Here is a 21042-nt window from a genome sequence, read left to right on the forward strand (position 1 = left end):
CGCTGAGCCGTGAGGGTGCCTTCCTGGCAGGCAACTGGCTGTTCCTCGTCTTCGCGGTGATGGTCCTCGTCGGGACCCTCTTCCCCACCTTCGTGGAGGCGGTGCAGGGGCGGCGGGACGCTTCCGTCGGGCCCGCCTTTTACAACGCCTTCGCCATCCCGCTGGGGCTGGGCCTGCTGCTGCTGATGGGCGTGGGGCCTCTGCTCCCCTGGCGGCGGGCCGAGGGGCAGGGCCTGTGGCGGGCGCTGCGTCCCCTGCTCCTCGCGGGGATCGGGGCGGGCGTGATCGCCCTCGTGCTCGGCGTGCGGAGCCCGGGTGTGCTGGGGACGATTGCGCTGTCGGCGTACAACCTCGTCGGGTTGGGCATGCTCACGGCCCGCGCCCTGCGGCAGCGCGGCGGCGGCCTGATGAGCCTCGTGCGCGAGCAGCCCCGGCGGTACGGCGCCTACCTCGCCCACGTCGGCCTCGTGGTAATGGCGCTCGGGATCGCCGTCTCGGGGGCGTACCGGCAGGACGCGCAGACGACGCTCAACGTGGGTGCCACCCCCACCAAGTTGTTGAATGAGTCCGTTGCCCTGCAAACAATACGGCCTGTTCAAAAGCCTTATGGAAAGTCCATCGTCGCGCAGGTGCTCATCGACGAGGAACTTTTCGAGGCACGGTTGAACACATACGTTCAGGGAGGGAACACGCTCTTCGCCACCCCTGCGGTGCGCTACAGCGCTCTGGGCGACACCTACCTCGTGGTCACTGCCTTCGATCCGGAGGGGAAGTGGGCGAGCGTGCGATTGATCGAGAGCCCGCTGGTGTCGTGGATCTGGTGGGGCACGCTGATCGTGGTGCTGGGGGCCGGGCTGACGCTGGTGACGCCCCGGCGGGCGACGGTGCGGAGGCCCGTGGCGCGGATGGCCCCGGCGACAGACTAGCCGCTGTGCCCTGAGGAAGAGAGTGGATGTATGACTGAGATGTCTACGAACCCGAAACCTGCGGTCCCCGCTCCCCTGTGGCGCCGTCTGCTGCCACCCGTGCTCGCGGCGGGGCTCGCCGGGGTGCTGGGCGCAGCGCTGCTGAACCCCGCGCGCAACACCCCGGATGGTGGACCACTGATCAACAAGCCCGCCCCCGCCTTCACCCTCGAAAGCCTCGACGGCGCTCAGGTCAGCCTGGCCTCCCTCCAGGGCCGCCCGGTCGTCCTGAACTTCTGGGCGTCGTGGTGCACGCCGTGCCGGGAGGAGGCGCCGCTCTTCCGGGAACTCAGCGAGCGGCAGGCGGCGGGGCAGGGCCTGGCGGTCATCGGGGTGTTGTTTCAGGAGACGAAGGAACAGAACGCGCGCGACTTCATCAAGGAGTACGCTCTTGCCTACCCCTCCCTGCGTGACCCGGGCATCCAGACAGGCATCAACTATGGCGTATCGGGCATTCCGGAGACGTTCTTCATCGACCGTGAAGGCGTGATCCGCGACAAGGTGTCGGGGGGCCTGAACCGCGAGCGCCTGAACGCGGGGCTGGCGAAGATTGGGGTGGAGGGGCTGTGAGGTGGCCAGTGGTGTGGGGGTTCCTTGCCCTCGTTCTCGGCCTGCTGCTATCCGTCTCCCTCGCGCTGACGCCCGACCAGGAGGTGCGGGCCCGCCATCTCGGCTCGAACCTGCGCTGCCCGATCTGCACCGGGGTCCCGATCACGGAGAGCACGAACGACATCAGCCGGGAGATGCTGCGGGACGTGCGCGAGCAGGTGGCGGCGGGGCGCAGCGACCGGGACATCTACTCCTACTTCGCGGCGCGGTACGGAAACTTCGTGCTCCTCGACCCGCCCAAGGAGGGGAGCAACCTGCTGCTGTGGGGCGCGCCGCTCCTCGCGCTGGCGGGCGGTGGCGCGGTGCTGTGGAGTGTGCTGCGCAAGCGGAACGTCGCGGCTCCGTCCACCGCGGAGGCGGCGAGCGTCGCCGAGGAGCCCTTCGACCCCTTCCTGGCCCAGGTGCGGCGTGAGACCCGGGGGGACGACCGGGCGGGAGGTGGGGCGTGATTCTGGGACTCACCCTCTTCGTCCTCGTCGTTCTGGCCGCGCTGTGGCTGGTCTTGCAGCCGCTCAGAGGTGGCGTGCCCACCGATCCCGACGCCCCCGAGCGGGAACGGCTCACCGCCGAGCGGGACCGCCTGTACACAGAACTGGCGAACTTGACGGACGAGTCGCGCCGCCCCGACCTCGAACGCCGGGCGGCCCTGACCCTGCGCGCGCTCGACGCCCTGCCGCCCGCGCCCCCTCCCCGGGAACGCGGCGGGCGCACCCGCACCGCCGCGCTGGCGGGCCTCGCGGTGGCCGCGCTCGTGACTGTCGCCGGGGCGGTGACCTTCGTGCCGCGCGGGCAGCTCGCCTCGCTGGGGGCGGGGGAGGCGCAGGACGTGCGGGACGTGCTCGCGCTGCCGGGCCTGCGCAGGAAGGCCGAGACGACCGGGGAGGGGGCGGCGTACCTCGCTTGGGGTCAGGCCGCCTTTGACTCCGCCCGGTACGCGCAGGCGGTGATCGCCTACGGGAACGCCCTGAAGCTCGACCCCCGGCAGCCCGAGGCGTTGCGGCGGCTGGGCATCCTGCTCCTGACCCGGCCTGACCAGCAAGGAGCGCAGGCCCAGCAGCCCTCGCCCGAGGAGGCGCAGCAGGCGTTCCGCCTCATCCAGGCGGCGGCGCAGCTCGCCCCCAAGGAACCCGAGTCGCAGCTCCTCCTGGGCTTCGCGCTCGCCCGCTTCGGGCAGGACGCGGACGCGCTCACGGCGCTCGAACGCTACCGGACCCTCGACCCCAAGGGGCGCGACGCGGATGATCTGATCACCTCCCTGCGGGCGAGGCAGAACGAGAGCGACCCCGGCCTCAAGGTCTACGCCGCGAACTGCGCAAGCTGTCACGGCCCGAACGGTCAAGGGGGCCTGGGCCCGAACCTGCGGGTCTCCACCCTGTCGCGTGACGCACTCAGAAGCGTCATCGTGAACGGCAAGGGCGCCATGCCCGCCTACCCGACCCTGAAGCCTGAAGAGCTCAGTGCCCTCCTCGACATGCTGGAGCGGTGGCGGAAGGAAGGCGAGTAACGCCCACGTCGGCTAACGCTTGTCGTCCGGTGTGTAGGCGTACAGGGAAATCAGGGCGGAGCTGATCTCCCGGAAGATGGGCGCGGCCAGTTGCGACCCCTGGTACTCGCGTTTGGCCCCGCGCACCATCACCGCCACCGTGAAGCGCGGTTGCGCCGCGGGGAGGAAGCCCGCGAAGGTGCTGGAAAACACCTCCCCGCTGTAACGGCCGCCCACCGCCACCTGCGCGGTGCCGGTCTTGCCGCCCACGTGGTACCCGGGCAACTCGGCCTTCTCCCGGATGCCGTCGTCGATCACCCCACGCAGCAACTCGCGCATCCGGATCGCCGTCTCCCGGCGCAGCACCTGCCTCGCCCCGCCCACGTCGCCGGGGAAGAGGCGTGGGGGAACGTACCGCCCGCCGTTCGCCAGCACGTTGAAGGCCGCGACGAGTTGCAGGGTGGTGACGGTCAGGCCCTGCCCGAAGGACACGGTGGCCTGCGACAGTGCGCTCCAGTCCTCCGGGTCCCGCAGGAGGCCGTCCCCGGCAGGCAGGCCCAGCCGGACCGGCTGACCCAGGCCGTAAGCGGTGAAGTGGCGGTACAGCAGCTCCGGGGGCACGCCCTCCACGAGCCGGGTCATGCCGACGTTGCTGGAGTAGCGCAGGATCTGCCGCGTCGTGAGCCGGGCAGGATGCGAGACGAGGTCGTTGATGGTGGCTCCTGCGTACCGGCGCCACATCGGGGTGTCGTACATCCGGTCGGGAGCGGTCCGGCCCTCGTCGAGCAGGGCCGCCACCGTGAGGGCCTTGACCACACTGCCCGGCTCGTACTCGTCCAGCGCCGCCCGGTTGCGCCAACGGTCAGCCGGGACCTGCGTCCAGGCGTTGGGGTCGAAGCCCGGCACCGACGCCACGGCACGCAACTCGCCCGTCCGGGTGTCCATGACGGCGGCTGACGCGAACTGGGCGTCGGTGCGCGTCAAGGCCTCGTTCAGAACGGCCTCGACGGCGGCCTGCACGCGGGTGTCCAGGGTGAGGGTCAGCGCCTCGCCGCGCTGCAAACGCCCGTTCATCGCCCGCTCCGTGCCCTCCAGCCCGCCCGAGGCCCCCACGAAGCCGATGACCGGCGCGGCCAGGGGGCCCAGGGGGTAACGCCGGGCGTCCAGGGCGCCGTGTGCCAGGACCTGCCCGTCGGCGCTGCGCAGTTCCCCGCGGGTAGGCTGGGTGGACGGGAGAGGCACGGGGCCGGCGGGGACCGTGATCCTGGCCAGGGCCACCGCCAGCAGGGCGCAGGCGAGCAGACACAGGGCGGCAAGGACGCTGGCACGGCGACCCAGGCGCTGGGGGCCAGCACGGGACGGAGATGAGGACATAGGAGGAAGGTCTTTCTCAGGAGGGCCTGGACGAGGAAGGAAAACGCGTGGCGCCGGGAACGTCAGGGGAGGCGGACCATCCGCGTGGCCCGGGCCGGGCGGCGGACATCGAGGGGGTGTCGGTGCCGTGGAGGGGGTGCCGAACCGTCGGTGAGCAGCGCAGGGACGCGGCGTGGGGGCTCACCACCGAGCGTAAGGGGGGTGGGTTAGCCGGGCGTGATAGGACGCCGCCTGCACCTCCAGGAGCGGCGGATGGCCGGACCTGCCCGGCGGGTGTGGGGCCCGGTTCGGGGGCTGTCATTTCACCAGTCCCGCGACCATGTTGATGGAAAAGGCGACGATCACCGTCCCGAACAGGAAGGCGAGCAGCGTGTGCTTGGTGATCTCGAAGCGCAGGCCCGTGTCGGTCGCCGGCGTGTCCGACACCTGGTAGGTCATGCCCACCGTGAAGGCCAGGTACAGAAACTCGCGGTAGCTGGGGTCACGCTCCTGGTTGAAGTCCACCCCGCCCTGACCGTCCCGGTAGTACAGGTGGGCGTAGTGCAGGGTATAGATCATGTGGAGGGTATTCCAGGAGAGCGCGACCGCCAGCAGGCTGCCGACCGTCAGGACCACCTCCAGGGACCCGACCAGGCGGCCGGCCTCGGCCAGCCCGCGCCCCACGCCGACCAGGCTCATGCTGCTGGCCGCGAGCAGCAGCAGCCGGGCGCTGGCCCGCGCGGGGTCCGCCCGGGTGGCGAGGTGCCGGGTCTCGGCCGCGTCCGCGCTCACCACGAGCCACACGGCGGGCACCAGGAAGACCAGCGCGGCGGCGTCCCAGGCCAGCAACACCTGGAGAAACCATGGCCAGACGTCCGGCAGCAGCAGGTACACGCCCAGCCCGGCCACGCTCATGGCCACCAGGCGGGCGTGGGCGCTGGCCGCCCGACGGGCCAGGCGGCTGGCGAGCGGGGTGCGCCCCCTCATCCCCGGCCCCCCGGCCGAACGAGCCGACCTCCCGACGGCCCGGCGCGCCCCGGGAGCCGGGTCTGCGGCCCGACCCGGGTCACGGCCCGGCGCCCCCGGCGAGCAGCCACTGGACCCCCTTGCCCAGCATCGCGGCGTTGAGCAGCAGGGCGAGGGTCATCAGCCGCAGGTACCGGTCGTCCGGCGGTGCGGGCCAGCCGAACAGCCGCCCGGCGAGCAGCACCGTGCCCAGCGCGTAGAAGATCGCGCCGCTCCCGACGCGGCCCCCGAGGGCCAGGACCGCGCCCAGCGCCAGGTCGGACAGGCTGACCGCGAGGCGCAGCCGCTCGGCCTGGCGTTGCCGCCGGGCGCCCCCCTTCACCCGGGCCTCCCACCCGGCGCCAGGCAGATGAACCCCGGCATGCCCTCACCGCCCCCACGTCACGAACAGGCCCAGGGCGGCGAGCAGCATTGCCGCCGCCGTGAGCCAGCCCAGGACCCTCAAGCGCGGGGGGAGGGTGAAGCGGCCCATCACGTCCCGGCGGGTGGCGAGGAGCATCAGGGCCATGACCGGCGCGGCCGCCACCCCGTTGATGATCGCCGCCCGGTCCAGCGCCCGGAGGGAATCGAAGCCCGGCAGGTTGAGTGCCAGGCCCAGCAGCGTCGCGGCCACCAGCACCCCGTAAAAGCCGCGCGGCGAGGGGGCGGCGCTCCAGCCCCACCGGCCGGCGCAGCGCCGCCCCGACGGGGGAGGCCGCCGAGCCGGCCAGCACCGGCACCGCCAGCAGGCCTGTGCCGATGACGCCGGGTTCGTCGTCCGACGCGCCGGTCACGAGGCCGGGACCCGGCGAAGGCCAGAAGGCGGGCCGCCGTTCAGTCTCCCCTGGCCCCGGCGAGGCAGACGGGGAAGCGGTGGATTCATTCATGTGGGCGACCTCCGGTGCAACTTGCTGGCGAGCGGGAGCACCCACCACAACCCCCCGATCAGCAGGCCCACCAGACCGGTCGCCAGGCTGGCCCACAGGGTTCCGAACAGCGGCTGAAGCACCAGGTGGGTCGCCAGCACGAGCGCGAGGGAGAGCGGGAACAGGCCCACGACGACCACCCGGGTCGCGAAACGCTTGAAGCGCGGCCGGTCCCGCAACGGCCAGTTCAGGCGGTGGTACGCCGCCACCGAGGTGAACAGCACCAGGCTGGCGAGCGCGCTCAGGAACGTCGCCCCGTATACCCCGCGCTCCGTGGCCACCAGCCGTGCAAAGCCTGAACTGAACGGCACGGTGATCAGGAAGGCGGTCAGCACCTGCGCGCCGGTGAGCAGCACCCACGTCTCCTGCAACAGGTCGTCAAGGGATCCGGGGTCGTGGGCGGAGGGACCCGCCCACGGTTCTCGTGACCTCATGCTGGCGGCTCCACCGGAGCCAGCACGGTGAGGCCCGGAGGGAAGGTCGCCGTGGGGGAAGGGAAGCGCTCGGCCCCAGACGCCGGCCCGAGTCCCCCAGCGGGGCGCTCCACCTGCCACACGACGGTTGGAAGGTGGTCAGGGCTGTACGCCGCTGACCACCGGGCGCGGGCGACCGGCTGCGTGGCGGTGTTCGACCCCCTGGGACCGGACGGGGGACCGGCGGGCGCGTGCCGCCCCCGGGGAGGGCTGCTCCCCGGAGGGGACCAACACCGCGAGGTCGCCGCGGCCCCCGTGCTCAACGGCCCCCCGTCAGCCCGAGGGCGCGGGCGATGCCCTCGCGCTGGTCCCGGAAGGGGCCGGAGAAGACCTGGTCGCCGACCCGGGTGACGGGCAGCGAGGACACGTCGGCACGCGCCAACAGCTCCGCGCGCGCCTGCGGGTCGTGATTGACGTTCTTCTCCGTGAAGGGAATGGCATGACGGGTCAGGAAGGCGCCCACGGCCCGGCTGGTCGCGCAGGCTCCCGTCGTGTACACGGTGACCGTGGTCATGTCGGCCCTCCGCCCATCCGCTCGCCCCCACCCCCGTGGAGCCCCCGGGGGCGCGGCGGCTCCATCCGGCGGAAGCCCCGTGGAAGGAGCAGGGTCCGGGGCAGGCAGCGCTTCACCACGCGCGCCTCCACCTTCTGGAAGGTCGGCTCTGTTCGGCGAAGGAGAGGAACCTGGAGCACGCCACATTATATGAATGTTTGAGCAGGTGTACAGTAGCTCGGGAGCGTTGGGGGGCGATTTGGGCAGCCTTCAACCCCCGCTCCGGGAGGAGTTCCTGTTGATGACCGGCCACCACTCAGCGAGGAACCTGCGCCCGAACTGCCGCTTGGCCCTGGACCCGCGCGTGCCCAGCCACAGACCCAGCAGCGCCAGCGCGCTCAGCGCGGTGACCCACTCCCCCCACCGGACGTACAGCGTCCAGGTCCCGGTTTCCGCGAAGGGCACCGGCAGCACCCCGGCGACCCCTCGCGACAGCCGGGCCGTGACCCGCCCGGAGGGGGCGATGGCCGCCGTCACCCCGTCGTTGCCCGCCCGCAGCACCCAGCGGCGGGTCTCGATGGCCCGCACGCGCCCCATCTGGAAGTGCTGCTCGCCGCCCACCGACGGCCCGAACCAGGCGTCGTTCGACACCACCGCCAGGACCCGCGCGCCGCGCCGCACCTGGGCGCGGGCGAAGGCCGGAAAGGTGGACTCGTAACAGATGAGCGCCCCCACCCGCAGGTTCGCCACCGGGAGCGGCGCCAGCGTGCGTCCGGGGACGGTACCTGTCAACGCCGGCAGCCCCAGGGCGCGGAACAAGGCCCGGTAGGCCCCGTCGAGCGCCTTGCGGCCTGGAAAGAACTCTCCGAACGGCACCAGCCGCACCTTGTCCTGCCGGCCCCGCACCTGGCCTTCCTCAAAAGCGTACACGCTGTTGCGGTACCCGCCCTCCTCGGTGGGGGCGCCCAGCAGCAGCGGTACGTCCAGGGCGGTCAGCGCGCGGGCCACCTCGGGAGAACTCGGCGCGGCCGGGGCGGCCGTCTCCGGCCACACCACCAGCCGCGCCGGGCCCGCCGTCAGGCCTGAGCGCGTCAGGGCCAGGTAACGCCCCAGTTCATCCGTCGTGCGCCCCTGGGCCTTGGCCCGCGGATCGACATTGCCCTGTACCAGCAGTGCCCGCGCGTTGCCGGGTGGGTCAGGGGGTCGGGTGAGCCCGTACGCGAGGCCCAGGGACAGCAGCGCCGCGCCGCCCAGCAGCGCGCGGGGCCGCCCGTCCGCCAGGGCCGCCGCCGTCAACGCGACGAGCAGTCCCACCAGCGCGAGGCCGCCCAGATCGGCGAGCTGCACGAGGGGGGTCGGCGCGAAGGCGTAGCCCAGGCTTCCCCAGGTGAAGCCGAACGGCCCCAGGGCGCGCGCGGCGTCCAGCAGCGTCCACGCGAACGGCAGGGCCCAGAGCGTGGCGGGGCCCAGCACCTGGCGGGTCATGGCCGCCGTTCCAGCCCAGGTCAGGGCCAGCAGCCCCACCAACATCGGGTACAACGCCGCCACGCCGGGGCCGAAGAGGGGCGTCAGGCTGCCCGGCAGCCACAGCAGCAGCACCCCGAAGAAGCCGGCCGCGAAAGTGAAGGTCAGGGCGAAGGCCCCTCGCGGCGGGAGGGCGGCCACCGCCCGGAACAGCCAGGCCAGGGGCAGCGGGGCGAGCCAGCCGAGCGGGGAAGGCGGAAACGTGAACGACAGGGCCACCCCCGCCAGCAGGGCCAGCAGGAACCGGGCTCGGTGGGGCGAGGCTCTCCACCAGGTCAGAGGACGAGCACCCCCCGGTGCTGGGCGGCCCCCTCGGGCTCCACGTGGATGGTGACCTCGCTTCCCGGCACCTCCCGCTCGATCACCCCTTCCAACCGGTCACAGATGGCGTGCGCCTGCCCCACCGTGAGGTGCTCGGGCACCACCAGGTGGAAGTCGATAAAGGTCAGCCGCCCCGCGTGCCGGGTGCGCAGGTCGTGGGCCTCCAGTGCGCCCTCGGCGTGCTCGGCCACCAGGCGGCGGATCAGCGCCTGCGTCTCGGGCGGCGCGGCCTCGTCCAGCAGGCTGCGCGCGGACGACCGCACCAGCCGCCCGCCCACCCACAGGATGTTGAGGGCCACCAGCATCGCCATGATCGGGTCAAGCACCGTCCAGCCGGTCAGCGCCACCAGCCCCAGGCCGACGAGGACGCCCCCGCTGGTCACCACGTCGGTGAGCAGGTGCTGACCGTCCGCGACCAGGGCGGGGGAGCGCAGCCGCCGCCCGCTGCGGACGAGGTAGGTCCCGTAGCCCGCGTTGAGCAGGGTGGCGCCGAGCGAGACGAGCAGGCCCACCCCCAGAGCCTCGAGGGGCTTCGGGGCCCTGAGGTCCTGGTAGGCGCTGTAGATGATGCTGACGGCGGCCAGGACGATCAACACGCCCTCGAGCACGGCGGAGAAATACTCGGCCTTGGCGTGGCCGTAGGGATGGTCGGCGTCGGCGGGCTTGCGCGCGACGAAGAGGGCGAAGAGGGCGGCAGCGGAGGCGACGACGTTGATGACGCTCTCCAGCGCGTCGGAGTACAGCGCGACGCTCCCGGTCAGGAGGTAGGCACCCGCTTTGAGCGCGAGGATCAGCAGGCCCAGCAGCAGGCTGTACCCGGCCAGGCGAAGGGTACGGTCCAAAGTCAACCTCCTGGAAGACGGGCGGGCAGGCGTGACCGGGTCGGGACTACGGCTTGCCGCTGATGGCGATGAGGGTGGTGTCCCCCTCTCGGGTGGCGTGGTACTGCAACAGGTCGCCCCCCTTGTTGAGGAACGCCGAGTAATTGCCGGGCAGGGCGTCGTCCGTCAGTTGCTGATACCCGGCGCGCTTGAAGGGGTCGAGCAGGGCCCTGGGTTGCCAGCCGGGCAGCCGGTACTGTTCGATGCGGCTGAAACCTTGCCGGACCTCCTGGCGGTACGTGCGGCTGTACGTCGGGCACTCCGGGGTCAGGCCCGCTGGCAGGGGGGCCAGCCCGTTCCAGAGCGTGCCCGGCCGCTCGATGCAGTACAGGTTCCCCTGCCAGCGCCGCTCCACGGCAAACCACCAGCCGCCCAGACCCAGCAGCCCGACGAGCGCCACGGCCAGCACGATGAAGACGGGCCTCATTCCCGCACGTGGTCCACCGCCCCGCCGATCAGGTTGTTGATGTGCTGGTCGAGCAGGCGGTAGTAGACGATGCGGCCCTCCTTGCGAAAGGTCACCAGCCGGTGGGCCCGCAGGAGTCGAAGCTGGTGGCTGACCGCGCTCTCGCTGATCCCGACCACGGCGGCCAGGTCGCACACGCACAGCTCCTCGGTGTTCAGGGCGCTGAGAATGCGGAATCGCGTGGGGTCGGCCACGATCTTGAGCAGGGCGGTGGCGTCCTCGATGCACCTCGCATCGGGCAGGGTGGCGCGGGCGCGGGCGACCGCCTCGGGGTGGACGCAGGTGACCTCGCACACATCGTCTTGAGAAGCGGTTCTCATGTCCTGACCATAGCGCAGGGCAGGGGGAAGCACCGTCACCGCATCACCTCCCGCACGTCCGCCGCCACGCGGTCCGTGTTCGTGAGCTGGGTGTAGTCCCAGACCAGGCGCCGCCGTCCCTCGCGGTCGATCAGGTACACGCCGGTGGTGTGGTTGATCTGGTAGGTCGTCTCGCTCTTGACGTCGGACTTCTGGTAGCCCACCCCCCAGGCGGCCGCGGTGTCGCTGAGCCCAGGCTCCGGAATGAAGACTCCCCCCGCCGACGGGCTGAAGAACTGGACGTACTCCCGGAGCTTTCGCACGTCATCCCGGGCGGGGTCGAGGGTCACGAGGACGGTGCGGAAGTTGGCCCGTTCCCCCTGCGGCAACGCCTGGCGCACCCGCTCCAGGGAGGCCAGGGTGGTCGGGCAGATGTTCGGGCAGTGCAGGAAGCCGAAGAACACGGCGACCGTCTGGCCGCGCAGCGAACTCAGGGCGAAGGGACGGCCGTCCTCCCCGGTGCCGGTCAAGACGGGCGCGGTCGTTCGCGGGTCATACACCGTGCCGTAGAAGGGAAAGGGGCTTTTCACGCGGGCGTAGGCCCACACGCCGCCCAGCAGCAGGCCGACCGCCAGAAGCGCCCACAGCAGGGACTGCCAGACGGGGCGTGGGGTCGCAGGGGAAGAGAGGGTCGAGTCGTTCATGGGTGCAGGTGTCCTTCGTGTCCGACATGGAGACCGGGCGGTTCCAGTTGCACGGTGCTGTGCTCGATGCCATGCCGCTCGGCGACCTCGTGGACCCGGGCGAGCAGGCCCTCCTGGGGTCCGGGCACCACCAGGTGCGCCGTGAGGTTGTGTTCGCCGCTGGTCACACTCCAGACGTGCAGGTCGTGAACTTCGGCGACCCCCGGCAGGGCCGCGAGGTCTGCCCGGAGCACGTCCAGGTCCAGCCCCTCGGGGGTGCCCTCCATCAGGACGTTCACGCTGGCCTTCAGCAGCGTCCAGGTTCGCGGCAGCACCCACAGACCGATCAGCGCGCCCAGCACCGGGTCAATCCAGGTCAGGCCGGTAAAGCGAATCAAGAGCGCCCCGGCGATCACCGCCACCGAGCCGAGCAGGTCGCTCACGACCTCCAGGTAGGCAGACTTCACGTTCAGGCTGCCCTGACTGCCGCCCACCAGGATGCGGGCGCTGATCACGTTCACGACGAGTCCCAGCACCGCCACGATCAGCATGGTGGTGCTCTGGACCTCGACCGGCTCGCGCAGGCGGCGGTAGGCCTCGACCAGGATGTACATCCCGATGGCGAAGAGCGCCCCCGCGTTCACGGCCGCCGCCAGGATCTCGGCGCGGCGGTACCCGAAGGTGCGCTGACGGTCGGCCTGGCGCTGCCCGATGCGGATCGCAAACAGGGACAGGGCCAGCGCCATCGCGTCCGTGAGCATGTGCCCGGCGTCGGAGAGCAGCGCCAGGCTGCCCGAGAGAAAGCCGTAGATGACCTCGACGACCAGAAAGCTGCCGGTCAGCCCCAGGGCGAGGGTGAGTTGCCGGGCGCTCGCGCTCGCCCCGTGGCTGTGCCCGTGCTCACTCATGGGTCATCCCGTCCATCGGGGTCGGGGCCGCCTCGTCTTTCGGGGCCGTCGTCGGCGTCTGCGGCCGAACGCCCCGCCCGGCGAGCAGCGCGTCGATGGCCTCGATCTCCGAGGTCTGCGCGGTGATGACCCGCTCGGCGAACGCGCGGACCTCCGGGCGGTTCACGTCCCGCAAGGCCGACTGCGCCATCGCCACGCCGCCCTGGTGGTGCCGCCGCATCACCTGGAGGTACTGGCGCTCGGCCACGCCCACCGGCAAGTACGCGAGTTCCTGGACCTGCTGGGCGGTCGCCAGGCCCATGTGCGCCCGGTTCATCCCCGCCATCGGCGCCTCGGTCCCAGCCAGGGGTCGGCCCCAGGCCATCAGCCAGCCCTGCATCTGCCCGACCTGGGCCTGCTGGGTGAGCAGGATGTCCTGCGCGAGCAGCTTCACCGCCGGGTCCGCCGCGCGCTTGACCATCGTCACGCTCATCTCGACCGCCTGGGCGTGGTGGGCGCTCATGTCCCGGGCAAAGGTCACGTCCGCGCTGCCCTCGGCGGGGAGGCGCGGCCAGGTGGCGGCCAGCGCGCCCCCCACTACGGCCGCCCCGACCAGCCCCGCGCCCAGCGCCCGGATCAGACGGTGCCGCCGTACGCGCCGCTGCATGACGCTCCGATCTCCGGGGCCTCGCCCCCCTGCTCGTACTTCTGGAGGAACTTCTGAACGCGGGGGTCGTTCACGTCCTGGAGTTCCAGTTGGGCGTTCCAGGCGGTCAGGACCAGCGGCGCGCTCTGCGTCTCGTGAGGGGAGAGCAGGGTGTAAGTGCGGCCGTCCACCACCTTCTTCAGCGCCTCAACCTGCTCGGCAGGCAGGCCCTGCTTGTAGGTGACCCACACGGCGCCGTGTTCCAGGCTGTGCACGGCGTACTCGTCGTACAGCGGCCGGTCGTACACCCCGCAGTTCTGCCAGGCGGGGTTGTGGGCGCCGCCAGGCGGGGGCGTCTGGGCGTAGTTGATGCGCCCTGGCTGGTGGGCGCCGCCCTCGTTCTTGAAGGTCTGGACGCCCTCGATGTCGCCGCCCCCCTGGGAGCAGGCGGCGAGCAGCACGGGCAGGGTCAGCAGCAGCATTCTCTTCATGGGTTCTCCTCGGTGTGAGTAGGGGCACGGGACTCGGGGGAGGAAGGTCCCTCACGGCGTGCCTGGCGTTCTCTCCACCCGGCGTGCAGCAGCAACCCGGCGACCCCGGCGCAGACCAGCACGTCCGACAGGTTGAAGATCGGGAAACGGCCACCGCCAAGTGTCCCGGACACGGCGTCCAGCAGCGGTGAGGTCAGGTAATCGACGACCGCGCCGCGTGTCAGGCCGTCCACGGCGTTCCCGAGCGCCCCCGCCGCGATCAAGGCCAGCGGCCAGCGCTGAGCGCGGCCCAGGCGCCCCGACAGCAGCGCGGCCACGATCACCAGCCCCACGAGCAGGCGCAGGACCGCCAGGGGGGCCGTGAAGCCCCCCAGCATGCCCCAGGCCATGCCTGGATTCAGAGTGAAGTCCAGGTGCAGTACGCCCGGCAGCAGGGTCCGGTCAACGCCGGGGGTTAGGTTCGCCACCGCCCAGCTCTTGAGCAGCCCCTCCAGGGCGAGCAGGGCCAGGATCGTCGCCAGCGGCCACCCGCGTGACCCCGCGCTCACGACGCCAGCTCCAGCAGGTACAGGGCCACGAAGCCCGCGAAGAAGGCGGCGGTGATCAGCGGGGTCTCCTTGACCTCATGCGCCTCGGTGAGCAGTTCCTCGGTGACCAGGAACAGCAGGGCCGCCGCGCCGAAGGAGAGGACGATCTCCAGGGCGAGGCCCGAGAGCCCCTGGAGGAGCGTGCCCCCCAGCAGCGCACCCAGGACCACCAGCAGGCTCAGCCCGGCGACGGTCAGGATCGTGCGGCCCCGGGGCGTGCCGGACTGGCCCAGGCTGGAGGCCACCGAGACGCCCAGGAACAGCAGTTCCAGCGTCAGGGCCACCACCAGCAGCATGCCCACCCGCGCGCCCGCCGCGAAGCCCACCCCGATCAGCAGGCCGTCGATCAGCACGTCGATGCCGACCACGGTCACCAGCCCGACGTTCCCACGTGGGGCTGGCCCGCCCGCTGCCGGACGTTCCAGCCGCTCGGCCAGTTGCCGGATGACGAGCATCAGGCCCACGCCCAGCGAGAAGCCGATCACCACGCCCAGCGGCTGGTGGCCCCGGGTGATCTCCGGCAGCAGTTCGCCCGCTACGGCGGCGAACACCACGCCCGCGGCGAAGTGCTGCACGAAGGAGCGCAGCCGCTCGCCCGGCGTCCGGAAGGTGGCGAGGGTGCCGCCGAGCAGGGTGGCGGCGACTGGGATCAGCGTGAGGGACAGGAGCTGCGGGAGGGGCGCGCTCAAGAGGCCGCGGCTCCTCCCAGGGCCGCCAGAATCCGGGGGCGCTGGTCGTCGAAGGGACCGTACAAGGCCTGATCGCCGATCAACGTGACGGGGGCGATGCGGACCTGAGCTTTGGCCTGCATCTCTACCAGGGCCTCCGGGTCCCCCCGCACGTCCTTCTCGGTGAAGGTGACCCCGTGGTGGGTCAGGAGCCGCTTGACGGCCTGGCAGTCCGCGCAGTTCGGGACGGTATAGAGCGTGATCTCCGGCATGGTTCAGGCCCGGGTGGGGGTCGGCGTGGCCGTGACGGTCCGGGGGGCGGCGGGACCGCTCCCCTTCCAGCGCAGCAGGCGCAGGGCGTTGGCGGTCACCAGAGCGGTCGCGCCGGTGTCCGCCAGGATCGCCATCCAGAGGTTCGTGTAGCCCAGCAGCGTGGTGACCAGGAAGATCGCCTTGAGGCCCAGCGCGAAGGCGATGTTCACCTTGATGTTCTGCATGGTGGCGCGTGACAGGGAGACCAGATTGGCTACCCCGGTGACGCGTTCTTGCAGCAGGGCGGCGTCGGCGGTCTCCAGCGCCACGTCGGTGCCGCCCCCCATCGCGATGCCCACGTCCGACTGGGCCAGCGCGGGCGCGTCGTTGATGCCGTCGCCCACCATCGACACGCCGCCCTGCGCTTTCAGGTCCGCGATCACCTTGAGCTTGTCCTCGGGCAGCAGTTCGGCCTGCACGTCCATCCCCAGGTCCGAGGCAATGGCCCGGCCCGTGCGGGCGTTGTCCCCGGTCAGCATCACCGTGTTCACGCCGAGCGCGCGAAGCTGTGCGATGGCCTCCCTGGCGTCAGGACGGGGCTCGTCCCGGATGGCGATGACGCCGAGCGGGGTGGGGCCGTCCAGCAGCACCACGGCGGTCCGGCCCTGCTTCTCGAAGGTCTCGATGCTGGCGCTCAGGTCGGCGGGGAGGGTCGTCAGGGTCGCGGCGTACCGGGGGGAGCTGACGCTGAAGGAACGGCCCTCAACGGTGGCGGTCACAGCCTTGCCCGGGATGGCCTGGGCGTTCACGGCGGCGGGTACGGTGAGCTTGCTCCCCTTCGCGGCGTCGGTGATGGCCTTGGCCAGCGGGTGGCTGCTGCCCGACTCCACGGCGGCGGCGAGGCGCAGCACCTCTTGGCGGTCCTGCCCCACCACGTCGGTCACGCGCGGCTTCCCGGCGGTCAGCGTCCCCGTCTTGTCGAAGGCGACCGTCTTGACGCTCCCGATGCTCTCCAGCGCCGCGCCGCCCTTGATCAGCAGGCCGCGCCGGGTCCCCGCACTGATCCCGCTGGTGATGGCGGCGGGAACGCTGAGCACCAGGGCGCAGGGGCAGCCGATCAGCAGCAGGGCAATCCCCTTGTAGAGCCAGGGGTGCCACTGGGCCCCGAACAGCAGCGGCGGCACCAGGGCGACCAGAGCAGACACGGCCACCACGCCCGGCGTGTAATACCGGCTGAAGCGGTCGATGAAGCGCGCGGTGGGCGCCTTGCTGCCCTCGGCCTCCTCGACCATATGGATGATGCGGGCGATGGTGTTGTCGCTGGCGGCCTTGTCCACCCGCACGGTCAGCACCCCGTCCGTGTTGATGCTGCCCGCATAGACGCTGTTCCCGGCGCTCTTCACGACGGGCACGCTCTCCCCCGTCACGGGGCTGTCGTCGAGACTGGAGGTGCCGCTCAGGATGGTGCCGTCGGCGGGCACACGGGCCCCGGGGTTCACCTGCACGGTCTGCCCGACCTGAAGGGCGTCGGCGGGCACCTCACGGGTGCCCTGGCCCTCGACGAGCAGGGCCGTCTTGGGAGCCAGCGCCGCGAGCGCCTGAATCCCGGCGCGGGCCCGACCGGCGGCGATGCCCTCCAGCAACTCGCCGACCGCGAAGAAGAACACGACGACCGCGCCCTCGGCCGCTTCCCCGATCAGGATGGCGCCGATGGCGGCGAGGCTCACCAGCGTGTTGATGCTGAAGGGGTCACCGAAGCGGGCACTCGCCACCGCCTTCTTCGCCAGCGGCCACACGCCCAGCAGAGTCGCGGCGATAAAACCGACGGTGGCGAACTGAGGCTCGATAAAGCCGAACAGCCAGGCCAGGGCGAGCAGGATGCCGGAGGTCACGACGAGCTTGCCCTGGCCGGTCGCGTACCAGGGCTGACCGGGCTTCGGGACCTCGTGAACATGGCCGTGTCCGGCGTGGTCGTGGGCACTGTGGTCGTGACCGCTGTGATCGTGGTGGTCATGATCCAGGGCAGCCGGAGGCACCCCGCCCAGCAGCGAGGGTGTGTACCCCAGGGCCTTGAGGTTGCTCTCCAGAGTGGCCCGGGGCGTCTGCCCCTCATCGAGTGCCAGGGCCAGAGTCTGCTTGTTGAAGCTGGTCCTCACGTCCCCGGTCCCGGGCAGGCCATTGACCATCCGCTCGACCTTCTGCACGCAACTGGCACAGTCCATGCCGTCCACGAAGTATTCGAGCTGGGCTGGGGCGGCCGCCGTGGACGTGGCTGCCTGGTGCAACGGGCTGGGCGTGTACCCGAGGGCTTTGAGGTTCTCCTCCAGTTGGCTGCGGGGCGTGCGGGACTCGTCCAGGTCCAGTTCGAGGGTCTGTTTGTTGAAGCTGGTCTTCACGCCGTCCGCGCCGGGGAGACGCTCGATCATCCGTTCGACTTTCTGCACGCAACTCGCGCAGTCCATCCCGTCCACGAAGTATTCCAGGTGGGAACGGGGCATGTTGGGGTCCGAGGACGTCATGCCCGCACTATACCTGAATGTCCGCTCACATGTCGAGACGAAAAGATGTAGGATCGCTTTCGGGCCACGCGACCGCTGGGGAGACCAGCAGGCGGAGGCTGGCCCAAGGAGGCAGGATCATGACGATGGGATCACAGATTCAGGAGCACATGCCGGTGATGTGCGCGGACGGGCACCCGCACGGCGAGGTGGACCGGGTGGACGGGGAGTACATCAAGCTGACCCGGGACGACTCGGGGACGCACCACTGGTTGCCGCTGAGCGCGGTGGACCACGTGGACGAGCATGTGCACCTCAAGCTGAACCACGAGCAGGTGCATCAGCAGTGGCTGAGTGAGGACCCCCACCCCGAACACCGGCAGTAAGCCAGTCGTGATCAGGGGGCAACCCGCAAGTTGCCCCCTCTGCCTCTCCCCTCAGTGCCCGTGCCCTTACGCGCGGGCGGGCTGAGGTTGCAAGGTGGGCCGCTCGAAGCGCACCCGGTTGAGCAGCAGGGCGTTCACGGTGACGATCACGGTGCTGGCGCTCATCAGCAGGGCGGCCCACTCGGGACGCAGCAGCACCCCGTAGGCCGGATACAGCACGCCCGCCGCGAAGGGGATCGCCAGGACGTTGTAGATCGCCGCCCAGAAGAGGTTCTGCTTGATCTTGCCGCGCACCCGGCGGGCGAGGTCGATGCTGCCCGCCACGTCCGCCGGGTTGTTCTTCACCAGGATCACGTCGGCGGTCTCGACGGCCACGTCGGTGCCTGCCCCGATGGCGATGCCGACCTCCGCCTGCGCGAGCGCGGGCGCGTCGTTCACCCCGTCCCCGACCATCGCGACCTTCCGGCCTTCCGCCTGCAGGGCGGCGATCTTCGCCGCCTTGTCCTCCGGCAGCACCTCCGCGATCACGGTGTCCATCCCCAGCTCGCGGGCGACCGCCTCCGCCGTCCGCGCGTTGTCCCCGGTCAGCATCACGGTCCGCACCCCCGCGTCGTGCAGCGCCCGCACGGCCTGCCTGGCGGTCTCCCGGACCGTGTCGGCCACGGCGATCACGCCCAGGGCCTGGCCGTCCGCCGCCGCGTACATGGCGGTCTTCCCGTCCCGGGACAGCCGCTCGGCCGCCTCCGGCAGGGTGCTCACCTCCACGCCCTCGCGCGCCATCAGCTTGCGGTTGCCCAGCAGCACCCGCCGCCCAGCGACCGTCGCCACCACGCCGTGCCCGGGCACCGAGTCGAAGGTCTCGGGCTTCCGGACCTCCAGCCCTCGGGCCCGGGCACCCGCCACGATGGCCTCCGCCAGCGGGTGCTGGGAGGGCTGGTCCGCCGAGGCGGCCAGGCGCAGCAGTTCCGCCTCGCTCACGCCCGACGCGGGCACGAGATCGGTCAGGGCGGGCTTGCCCTCGGTCAGCGTGCCGGTCTTGTCGAAGACGACCGTGTCCACGCCGGCGGTGGCTTCCAGGGCAGTGGCGTTCTTGAACAGCACGCCCTCCCGCGCCCCCTTGCCGACGCCCACGGTGATCGCGGTGGGGGTGGCGAGCGCCAGCGCGTCCGGGCAGGCGATCACGATGGCGGAGACGGCCGCCGTCAGGGCGAAGACGACGCCCTCACCGCCCAGGAAGTACCAGGCGAGGAAGGCGACCAGACCCGAGCCCAGGGCCACGAACACCAGGTACTTCCCGGCGAGGTCCGCCAGACGCTGCGCCGGGGCCTTGCTGGCCTGCGCGTTCTGCACCATCTGCACGATGCGCGAGAGGGCCGTGTCGCTGCCGACGGCGGTCGCCCGGAAGGTGAAGGCGCCGTTCTGGTTGACCGTCCCGCCGGTGACCCGCGCGCCCGGAGGCTTGGCCACCGGAATCGGCTCCCCAGTGATCATGCTTTCGTCGACGTAGGAACTGCCCGACACCACCTCGCCGTCCACCGGCACCCGGTCGCCGGGCCGCACGGCGATCTCGTCCCCAACCACCACCTGTTCCAGGGGGACCTCGACCTCCTGCCCGTTCCGAACGACCCGCGCAGTGGAGGGGGCCAGCTTCAGCAGGGCTTCCACCGCCCGTCCCGTGGCGAAGCGTGAGCGCATCTCCAGCCAGTGACCCAGCAGGGAGAGGGTGGTGAGCATGGCGGCGGCCTCGAAGAACACCTCGCCGCCCCCCAGGAAGAGGGTCGCGTAGACCGAGAAGAGCCAGGAGACCAGGATGCCCGTGGCGATCAGGGTCATCATGTTCGCCTCGCCGCGCCTGAGGGCCCGCCACGCCGCGCTGATGAACGGCCAGCCGCCCCACCACACGACGGGCGTCGAGAGGATCAGGCCGAACCAGGCCATGCTCAGGCCGAAGGGCGGCATGGCGGTGAAGCCCAGCGACTCCCCAATCGGCGAGTACAGGATCAGCGGCACCGTCAGGACGAGCGAGATCACGAAGCGGCGCAGCATGTCGCCCACCATGTCCGCCCCGTGCCCGGCGTGCTCGTCGTGGCCCATTTGCGCGTGCGCGCCCGCCCCGCCGGCCGTCATGGCGGCGTGGTCGTGCCCCGCGTGCGCCGTCTCGGAGGACGCATCGCGCCTGCCAGGCTTCATTGCCCCGTGATCGTGGGCTGCGGGGTGCGAGGCGCTGGCGGTCATGGCCGGGTGGTCGTGCCCGGCGTGCCCCGTCTCGGCGTGGGTGTCCCGGCGGCCCTGTGAGTGGGTGGGAGGGTCGTGGTGCGTGGACGTCGCGGCCTGGGCCAGCATCGCCGCGTGGTCGTGCCCGGTGTGCCCGTGGTCCGCGTGCCCGACGCGGGGATGCCCCGGCTGCACGGCGGACGGCGGGCAGTCCTCGCAGTCGCAGTCGTACCCGGCGGCGTGCAGGCGGCGGCGCAACTCGGGCTCGGTCACTGTGCCGGGGTCGTAGCCGAGGTGGGCGACGGCGCGCGTGCGGTCGATGTGCACGCTCTGCACGCCCTCGATGGCGGAGAGGCTGCGCTCGAGGTCGGCAAACTCCGAGCCGTCGTAGCAGTTGCGGAACGCCACCTCCAGAACGCTGGAGGTCTGCGTGCTGGCTCCAGTCTGGCCGTGGTGGTGCGTCTCGTGCTGTCGCGTCATTGTTTCCCCCTGCTTTCCCGCTCATCGCCTCACGGCGTGATCGCCCCGCGCCGTGAGGGTAGGCGACACGTGTTCAATTCCTGTAAACCCTGCGGGCAAGCGCGGCGGTCGCTGCCCGCAGGGATGAACCGTCTGGCGAGTGCCCGCTTCGCCCGCGCACCGATGACGTTCTCAAGGGCTCCAGTGAGGCTGGCGCGGTCGTGACCTCGGCCTTTCGGGAAGGCGCGGGGTGCTCTACCGCCAGAATGCCTTCCCCGCCCTGACCCTATACCCTCCCCGGGGGGATGTCAAGGCTGAACACGGCACTTGGGTTCAGCTAAGCAGACGTAGAACTTCATGGCAGGCCGTCGTCAACACATCAGTCAGGCTATCCTCTGGGGGTGGATTAGAATTCAGGCAGCTTGGGGCGGAACAGTTGGCCTGAGGGGCGAGGTGAGCAAAAATCGCTGCCG

Annotated in this window: 24 protein-coding genes; 5 read left to right on the forward strand and 19 right to left on the reverse strand. The window is 71.3% G+C overall.

The annotated features are described in order from the left end of the window. The 4 genes from IC605_RS22290 to IC605_RS22305 form a co-directional block, all read left to right on the forward strand. Positions 1 to 926: cytochrome c-type biogenesis CcmF C-terminal domain-containing protein (locus IC605_RS22290; RefSeq protein ID WP_281416494.1), on the forward strand; the 926-nt coding region annotated here is incomplete at its 5' end. A gap of 30 nt (positions 927 to 956) precedes the next feature. Next, positions 957 to 1535, forward strand: a complete 579-nt coding sequence (locus IC605_RS22295) for a TlpA family protein disulfide reductase (RefSeq protein ID WP_216329118.1) — start codon at positions 957 to 959, stop codon at positions 1533 to 1535. A gap of 11 nt (positions 1536 to 1546) precedes the next feature. After that, positions 1547 to 2023: a cytochrome c-type biogenesis protein gene (locus IC605_RS22300; protein ID WP_216329120.1), complete on the forward strand. Its 477-nt coding sequence runs from the start codon at positions 1547 to 1549 to the stop codon at positions 2021 to 2023. Further along, positions 2020 to 3078 (forward strand): c-type cytochrome, encoded by a 1059-nt coding sequence (locus tag IC605_RS22305; protein ID WP_216329122.1) that lies wholly within the window; start codon positions 2020 to 2022, stop codon positions 3076 to 3078. Before IC605_RS22300 ends, IC605_RS22305 begins: the two co-directional genes overlap by 4 nt. A gap of 12 nt (positions 3079 to 3090) precedes the next feature. Here IC605_RS22305 and IC605_RS22310 read toward each other — a convergent pair whose 3' ends face one another. The 18 genes from IC605_RS22310 to IC605_RS22395 all read right to left on the reverse strand — a co-directional run bounded on the left by IC605_RS22310 (position 3091) and on the right by IC605_RS22395 (position 17531). Continuing rightward, entirely contained in the window at positions 3091 to 4431 is a 1341-nt protein-coding gene (locus tag IC605_RS22310) for a peptidoglycan D,D-transpeptidase FtsI family protein (protein ID WP_216329124.1), read from the reverse strand. A 297-nt stretch (positions 4432 to 4728) separates the two neighbouring features. After that, positions 4729 to 5397 carry a DUF1345 domain-containing protein gene (locus IC605_RS22315; protein WP_216329126.1) on the reverse strand — a complete coding sequence of 223 codons (669 nt, stop codon included), beginning with the start codon at positions 5395 to 5397 and terminating at the stop codon, positions 4729 to 4731. 79 nt (positions 5398 to 5476) lie between these two features. Further along, positions 5477 to 5758: a hypothetical protein gene (locus tag IC605_RS22320; protein ID WP_216329128.1), complete on the reverse strand. Its 282-nt coding sequence runs from the start codon at positions 5756 to 5758 to the stop codon at positions 5477 to 5479. A gap of 45 nt (positions 5759 to 5803) precedes the next feature. Then, positions 5804 to 6049 carry a hypothetical protein gene (locus IC605_RS22325; protein ID WP_216329130.1) on the reverse strand — a complete coding sequence of 82 codons (246 nt, stop codon included), beginning with the start codon at positions 6047 to 6049 and terminating at the stop codon, positions 5804 to 5806. Between the two features lie 249 nt (positions 6050 to 6298). Continuing rightward, entirely contained in the window at positions 6299 to 6775 is a 477-nt protein-coding gene (locus tag IC605_RS22330) for a DUF6328 family protein (RefSeq protein ID WP_216329132.1), read from the reverse strand. A 298-nt stretch (positions 6776 to 7073) separates the two neighbouring features. Next, positions 7074 to 7328, reverse strand: coding sequence for a glutaredoxin family protein (locus IC605_RS22335; RefSeq protein ID WP_216329134.1), 255 nt, complete (start codon positions 7326 to 7328; stop codon positions 7074 to 7076). A gap of 249 nt (positions 7329 to 7577) precedes the next feature. Next, positions 7578 to 9050 carry an apolipoprotein N-acyltransferase gene (lnt, locus tag IC605_RS22340; protein ID WP_216329137.1) on the reverse strand — a complete coding sequence of 491 codons (1473 nt, stop codon included), beginning with the start codon at positions 9048 to 9050 and terminating at the stop codon, positions 7578 to 7580. Positions 9051 to 9106: 56 nt separating this feature from the next. Then, positions 9107 to 9994, reverse strand: coding sequence for a cation diffusion facilitator family transporter (locus IC605_RS22345; protein WP_216329139.1), 888 nt, complete (start codon positions 9992 to 9994; stop codon positions 9107 to 9109). A 46-nt stretch (positions 9995 to 10040) separates the two neighbouring features. Further along, positions 10041 to 10460, reverse strand: coding sequence for a hypothetical protein (locus IC605_RS22350; RefSeq protein ID WP_216329141.1), 420 nt, complete (start codon positions 10458 to 10460; stop codon positions 10041 to 10043). Continuing rightward, positions 10457 to 10819 carry an ArsR/SmtB family transcription factor gene (locus IC605_RS22355; protein ID WP_216329144.1) on the reverse strand — a complete coding sequence of 121 codons (363 nt, stop codon included), beginning with the start codon at positions 10817 to 10819 and terminating at the stop codon, positions 10457 to 10459. Before IC605_RS22355 ends, IC605_RS22350 begins: the two co-directional genes overlap by 4 nt. 35 nt (positions 10820 to 10854) lie before the next feature. After that, complete coding sequence (locus IC605_RS22360) at positions 10855 to 11502, reverse strand: SCO family protein (protein ID WP_216329146.1); 648 nt, start codon at positions 11500 to 11502, stop codon at positions 10855 to 10857. Continuing rightward, positions 11499 to 12389 (reverse strand): cation diffusion facilitator family transporter, encoded by an 891-nt coding sequence (locus IC605_RS22365; protein WP_216329148.1) that lies wholly within the window; start codon positions 12387 to 12389, stop codon positions 11499 to 11501. Before IC605_RS22365 ends, IC605_RS22360 begins: the two co-directional genes overlap by 4 nt. Beyond that, a complete protein-coding gene (locus IC605_RS22370) occupies positions 12382 to 13035 on the reverse strand; it encodes a DUF305 domain-containing protein (RefSeq protein ID WP_216329150.1) in 654 nt (217 codons plus the stop codon). Before IC605_RS22370 ends, IC605_RS22365 begins: the two co-directional genes overlap by 8 nt. Beyond that, entirely contained in the window at positions 13005 to 13505 is a 501-nt protein-coding gene (locus tag IC605_RS22375; RefSeq protein ID WP_216329152.1) for a thioredoxin-like domain-containing protein, read from the reverse strand. Before IC605_RS22375 ends, IC605_RS22370 begins: the two co-directional genes overlap by 31 nt. Beyond that, entirely contained in the window at positions 13502 to 14053 is a 552-nt protein-coding gene (locus tag IC605_RS22380) for a signal peptidase II (protein WP_343216694.1), read from the reverse strand. Before IC605_RS22380 ends, IC605_RS22375 begins: the two co-directional genes overlap by 4 nt. Continuing rightward, positions 14050 to 14781, reverse strand: a complete 732-nt coding sequence (locus IC605_RS22385) for a ZIP family metal transporter (RefSeq protein WP_216329154.1) — start codon at positions 14779 to 14781, stop codon at positions 14050 to 14052. The genes IC605_RS22380 and IC605_RS22385 overlap by 4 nt, the downstream gene beginning before the upstream one ends. Continuing rightward, the gene (locus IC605_RS22390; RefSeq protein ID WP_216329156.1) at positions 14778 to 15032 is read right to left on the reverse strand and encodes a glutaredoxin family protein; all 255 of its coding nucleotides are present in this window, start codon (positions 15030 to 15032) and stop codon (positions 14778 to 14780) included. The genes IC605_RS22385 and IC605_RS22390 overlap by 4 nt, the downstream gene beginning before the upstream one ends. A gap of 3 nt (positions 15033 to 15035) precedes the next feature. Beyond that, complete coding sequence (locus tag IC605_RS22395; protein WP_216329158.1) at positions 15036 to 17531, reverse strand: heavy metal translocating P-type ATPase; 2496 nt, start codon at positions 17529 to 17531, stop codon at positions 15036 to 15038. A gap of 119 nt (positions 17532 to 17650) precedes the next feature. On the opposite strand from IC605_RS22395, the gene IC605_RS22400 reads away from it, so the two are divergent. After that, entirely contained in the window at positions 17651 to 17896 is a 246-nt protein-coding gene (locus IC605_RS22400) for a DUF2171 domain-containing protein (RefSeq protein ID WP_216329160.1), read from the forward strand. A gap of 66 nt (positions 17897 to 17962) precedes the next feature. On the opposite strand, the gene IC605_RS22405 is transcribed toward IC605_RS22400, so the two are convergent. Next, positions 17963 to 20590, reverse strand: coding sequence for a heavy metal translocating P-type ATPase (locus IC605_RS22405; protein WP_216329162.1), 2628 nt, complete (start codon positions 20588 to 20590; stop codon positions 17963 to 17965). Between the last annotated feature and the right edge of the window lie 452 nt (positions 20591 to 21042).

Source organism: Deinococcus aestuarii (assembly GCF_018863415.1).
Classification (GTDB): domain Bacteria; phylum Deinococcota; class Deinococci; order Deinococcales; family Deinococcaceae; genus Deinococcus; species Deinococcus aestuarii.